The 5087-nt window shown below is 60.3% G+C and carries 2 protein-coding genes; both read left to right on the top strand.

The annotated features are described in order from the left end of the window. Positions 1-415: 415 nt before the first annotated feature. Entirely contained in the window at positions 416-1579 is a 1164-nt protein-coding gene (locus U9R81_RS04120; RefSeq protein ID WP_322494253.1) for a Fic family protein, read from the top strand. A 561-nt stretch (positions 1580-2140) separates the two neighbouring features. Next, the gene (locus U9R81_RS04115) at positions 2141-4822 is read left to right on the top strand and encodes a cation-translocating P-type ATPase (protein WP_322494252.1); all 2682 of its coding nucleotides are present in this window, start codon (positions 2141-2143) and stop codon (positions 4820-4822) included. Positions 4823-5087: the final 265 nt, after the last annotated feature.

The raw sequence follows: 5087 nt of genomic DNA, 5'->3' as shown, positions 1-5087 counted from the left end.
ATCGTCGCCGATCGCCGCGCTGCCCGCCGCGCCGCCGCGCAACAGGGCGCGTTCGCTGATTAGGGCCTCGCCACGCCCTATTGCCCATCTCCTGCCACCCCCAAGCCGCAAAGCCAGCCAAGGCGCAGAGATTCTTAACGCAAAGACGCCAAGACCGCAGAGGGCGCAAAGGGTTTGAACTGACTCTTATCCCCCTGCGTCCTCTGCGCTCTCTGCGGTAAACAACCTCCTCCCTCCCCCAGCGGGGGAGGGCTGGGGTGGGGGCAACCCTAAGCCGCAAAGCCAGCCAAGACGCAACGTAGAGGAAATTTGACGGTTGATGCTTCTAACCAGTACGATGTTTATTAAACGATTCGGTCATTTCCTTTAATAATGCTCGCGGTTATTAAAGGATCAGATCACAAGGAGGTTCTGCTTGCTGCGGGGCTCGACTGGACGCTATCACATCACGAATGTTGGCGGCGAGACTGTGCGCGCGTTCATTCCTCATCCACTGCCGCCTGAACCGCCACTCGAACTGACTGCTCAGCGCCAGCAGTTGCTGGAACGAGCTACTCTGGCGTTAGGCCGGCTTGACAGCATCACCTTATTATTACCGGATCCAGACATCTTTCTGTACGCTTATGTGCGACGCGAAGCTGTGCTTTCATCGCAAATCGAAGGCACCCAGTCGTCATTGGCGCAACTACTCCTTTTCGAGTTAGATGAAGCTCCCGGCGCGCCTATTGATGATGTGATCGAAGTGTCTAATTATGTTGCTGCACTCGATTATGGTCTGAAGCGATTACAAGACGGCTTTCCCTTCTCGAATCGGCTCATTCGAGAAATGCACGCGATCCTCTTGCAGCAAGGCCGTGGCAGTAAACGGCAACCCGGTGAATTTCGCCGGTCGCAAAATTGGATCGGCGGAACGCGACCGGGCAATGCGGTGTTTGTGCCACCGCCGCCGGAAGCGGTGGAGGATTGCATGGCGGCGCTAGAGCGGTTTCTGCACGGCGAGCGTAATCCCTATCCTACGCTGATAAAAGCAGCCTTGGCCCATGTGCAATTTGAAACGATCCATCCCTTTCTCGACGGCAATGGGCGTATTGGTCGCCTGTTGATTGCGTTTATCCTCCACCATGACCGGCTCTTATCGCGCCCGCTGCTCTACCTTAGCTTGTACCTCAAGCAACATCGGGCCGAGTACTATCGATTGCTCAATCTCGTGCGCGCGCAAGGCGATTGGGAGGCATGGATCGATTTTTTTCTCGAAGGCGTCGAACAGACCGCAATGAATGCCGTAGACACAGCTAGACGACTCCTCGCGCTATTCCGGCAACATGAGCAGACTATCCAGCAAACGGGCCGGATTTCGGCGAACGCCTTGCGCGTGTTTCGCGCGCTATGCGAGCGGCCATTAATGACCTTGCCGCAGGTGTGCGCGTGGACTGGCTTGTCTTTTCCGACCGTTAATAAGGCGATGCAGGCCTTGCAACAGATTGGCATCACCCGCGAGATCACTGGCCGGCAGCGCAACCGCATTTTTGCGTATCAGGCATACTTGGATGTATTGAATGAGGGAACTGAAGCGTTGTAGGGTTGGTTGCCGTCGTAGCAGCGATAGATGGCTTGGCATAGCTTCTCGCGCGCAACGTCATTTTCGAGCACGCTCGCAATCGCAGAGGATGAAAACGCAAAGACGCCAAGACCGCAGAGGGCGCAAAGGGCGAAAACGCAAAGACGCCAAGATCGCAGAGGACGCAAAGAGATTTGAAATGTAGCTGATTCTCCGCGCTCTCGGCGTCCCCTGCAGTCAACAACCTCCCCCCTCCCCCAGTGGGGGAGGGCTGGGGTGGGGGCAACCCCCAGCCGCAAAGCTAGCCAAGGCGCAGAGGGCGCAAAGCGGTTTGAGCTGACTCTCATCCCTCTGCGTCCTTTGCGCTCTTGGCGATAAACAACCTCCCCCCTCCCCCAGCGGGGGAGGGCTGGGGTAGGGGCCTCTTCCCCCAGCGGGGAAGGGCTGGGGTGAGGGCAACGATCACCCCGCCAAGCGGGAGCAGTTCATTAACCTTCCGCTATCCCCTCATCATTGTTTTGCTCGCAACAATGTGCTATCCTCACCTCAGACGCCTCTGCGTTTGCCGAAGGAGCGTCCGCTATGGCCATCATTGCCCCGCCTCGCACCGAGTCACGCTTGCCATGGCACAGCCGTGATCTCGCCGAAGTCTATGCCGAGTTAGAAAGTTCACCCGCCGGTTTAACCAGCGCCGAAGCTGCCCGCCGTTTGGCCCAGTACGGCCCCAACGAATTGCAAGCGGCGGCGCGGGTGTCGCCATGGGCGATTTTGCTGGCCCAGTTCCAGAATGTGCTGATTATCATTCTGCTCGTCGCCACCGGTCTCTCGTTGCTGCTCGGCCACGGCATCGAGTCGATTGCAATTGTTGTGATTGTGCTCTTCGCCGTGCTGCTCGGTTTTATCCAAGAATACCGCGCTGAGCGGGCGATTGAGGCGCTGCGCCGTTTGGCTGCACCCAACGCGACAGTGTTGCGCGATGGCGTCGAGCAAGCGATACCGGCGCGTGATCTCGTGCCCGGCGATGTCGTGCTGTTGCACGCCGGCGATCGGGTGCCCGCCGATTTGCGTCTGATCGAGGCGGTGAATCTCCAGATCGAAGAGGCCGCGTTAACCGGTGAGTCGCTGCCGGTCGAGAAGACGGTTGATCTGCTCGTGCCGGCTACGGCGCCGGTCGGCGACCGGCGGAATATGGTCTATGCCGGCACGTCGGTGAGTTATGGCCGCGGGCGCGGGATCGTAGTCGCCACTGGTATGCAGACCGAGTTCGGCACGATTGCGACCATGTTGCAGACGATCGAGACCGGGCGCACGCCGTTGCAAGAGAATCTTGACCGGGTAGGGCATACGCTGGCGCGCGCGGCGCTGGTGATCGTCGCTGTGATTACCGTGCTTGGTCTCTGGCGCGGCCAGCCGCTGGTCGAGATGATTATCTTTGGGATTGCGCTAGCAGTAGCGGTAGTGCCCGAAGCGTTGCCCGCCGTCGTCACCATCTCGCTGGCGATTGGCGTGCAGCGCATGATCAAGCGCAATGCGCTCATGCGGCGCTTGCCCGCCGTCGAAACGCTTGGCAGCACGTCGGTGATCTGCACCGACAAGACCGGCACCTTGACCAAAGACGAGATGACGGCGCGGCGGTTATTTGTGGCCAGCCAGTGGTGGGACATCACCGGGTCGGGGTATGCGCCGGTGGGAGAGTTCCGGCTGGCTGACCAGCCTACGCCGCCTGATGAAGCCGTCCGCCAGCTCTTGCGCGGCGCGGCGCTCGCGTCCGACGCCCGCATCGTGTATCGCGACGAACGCTGGCAGTCGCAGGGTGATCCGACCGAAGCGGCCTTGGTGGTGGCGGCGGCCAAGGCCGGTTTGGCAGTTGATGAACTGGTTGCCCAAGCGCCGCGGGTGGCCGAAATCCCGTTTTCCTCCGAAACCAAGCGCATGACGACGCTCCACGATATGGGTGGCGTCACGGTAGCGTATGCAAAGGGGGCGCCGGAGGTGCTTGCGCCGGCGTGCAGCCACTGGCTAGCGCCAACCGGTCCCGTTCCATTCACCCCATCCGATCGGGCAAGAGTGCTCAACGCGGCGCAAGAGATGGCCGGCGCTGCCCTGCGGGTGCTGGCCATCGCCACCAAAGCCCCAGCCACCTTAGACGATGCCGAGCATGATCTCACCCTGCTCGGTCTGGTAGGGATGATTGATCCGCCCCGTCCCGAAGCGAAAATTGCCATCGCCACCTGCCAGCAGGCCGGTATCCGGGTGGTGATGATCACCGGCGATCACCCCTTAACCGCGACCGCTATCGCGCGCGAATTGGGCTTGCTGCGCTACGGCAAGGTCATGACCGGCAGCGAACTCGATACGCTCAGCGACGACGACTTTGCCCGCATCGCCGAAACGGTGGATGTCTATGCGCGTGTGGCGCCGGCGCACAAGCTGCGCGTCGTGACGGCGCTGCAACGCAAAGGCTACGTCGTCGCCATGACCGGCGATGGCGTCAATGACGCGCCGGCGCTTAAGAAGGCCGACATTGGCATTGCCATGGGCATCACCGGCACCGATGTCACTAAAGAAGCGGCGGCGATGACCATCACCGATGACAACTTCGCCTCGATCGTGGCGGCGGTCGAAGAGGGACGGCGCGTGTTCGGCAACATCAAGAAATACCTGATGTACCTGCTCTCATCGAATATCGGCGAGATCACGCTGATGGCTGGCGCGACGCTAGCCGGCTTGCCGCTGCCGCTCACCGCAGTGCAAATCCTCTACGTCAACCTCGCCACTGACGGCCTGCCGGCGCTCGCGCTCGCCGTCGATCCGCCCGACGACGACCTCATGCGCCAACCGCCGCGCGATCCGCGCCGCGGCATCTTCACCCGCCCGGTAGTCGGCCTCATGATGATCGGCGGCTTCTGGTCAGCCTTAGTCAACATCGCGCTCTTCGTATGGGCCTTGCAGAGCGGGCGCGGCATGGTTAAAGCGATGACCATGACCTTCGTCTCGTTGGTGCTCATCCAATTCTTCAAAGCCTACAACTTCCGCTCCGATCACCTCTCGGTCTTCCACCGCCCCTTCGCCAACCGCTGGCTCAATCTCGCCATTCTCTGGGAGCTGTTGTTGCTGGCGGGAGTGGTCTACCTACCCTTCCTGCACGAACCGTTCGGCACCTTCCCGCTCTCGCTGAATGACTGGCTGATTGTGGTGCTGGTAGCGCTGACCGTCGTGCCGGTGCTGGAAGCGGCGAAATGGGTGTTGCGGCAAAAAATGTAGAGACGGACGGACGGCCGTCTCCAATACAAAGACGCAAAGATCGCAAAGGGGTAAACGCAAAGACGCGAAAATCGCAGAGGGCGCAAAGGTTTTGGGATGGGGGATGAGAGAGCGTTGGGGAGGGCTAGGATGATAACCAGCATAAGTTGATATCCGTCCTCACTTACGCATGTTCAAAAAACCTTTGCGCTCTTCGCGCCCTCTGCGTCTTTGCGTTACAAACCTCTGCGCCTTTGCTTGCTTTGCGTCGTGGTATGGCGACGGA

This window comes from Chloroflexus sp. (genome assembly GCF_034435895.1).
GTDB lineage: Bacteria > Chloroflexota > Chloroflexia > Chloroflexales > Chloroflexaceae > Chloroflexus.
This window is presented reverse-complemented; position numbering and strand designations above follow the sequence as displayed.